This is a genomic window from Paraburkholderia sp. RL17-381-BIF-C, from assembly GCF_046026435.1.
GTDB lineage: Bacteria > Pseudomonadota > Gammaproteobacteria > Burkholderiales > Burkholderiaceae > Paraburkholderia.
Genome location: NZ_JARESX010000228.1, coordinates 1 through 475, shown reverse-complemented (window position 1 = coordinate 475; position 475 = coordinate 1). Strand labels below are relative to the sequence as shown.

Annotated in this window: 1 pseudogene; it reads right to left on the bottom strand. The window is 56.4% G+C overall.

The annotated features are described in order from the left end of the window. Positions 1 to 475: pseudogene (locus P0D70_RS36810) on the bottom strand (hemagglutinin); the annotation flags it as partial.

Below are 475 nucleotides of genomic sequence, written 5' to 3'. Positions count from 1 at the left end.
CGCCACTGAATTGGCCGCTGACGCGGTCGAGTTGAAGCCCAGTGCAACTGCGCTCGTCCCCGTTGAAGTCGAGATCTTGCCCATTGCCAGCGAATAGTCGCCAGTCGCGGTCGAGCCGTTGCCCAGTGCTACCGCCGACTCTCCCTTCGAATAGGTGGCGTTGCCCAATGCGACACCGCCAGACCCCACCACCGTCGAGGTATAACCCAATGCTGTTCCGTTGGCCCCAGATACGTTAGCGCTGTTGCCCATCGCAACCGAGTAAGCAACCGATGCGGTTGCGTTATTACCCACTGCAATCGCGCTTCCTCCCGATGCATTCGCAACGGCACCAATCGCAACAGCGTTCCCCCCACTGGCTGAAGAATCTGCCAACGTCGAATTTACGTGGAAATACTTGGTGCCCGTATTGGTGATATTCGTGATGCTGTTACTCAGGTTGTTCACGTTGTTATTAACCGTGTTCACCTTCGCA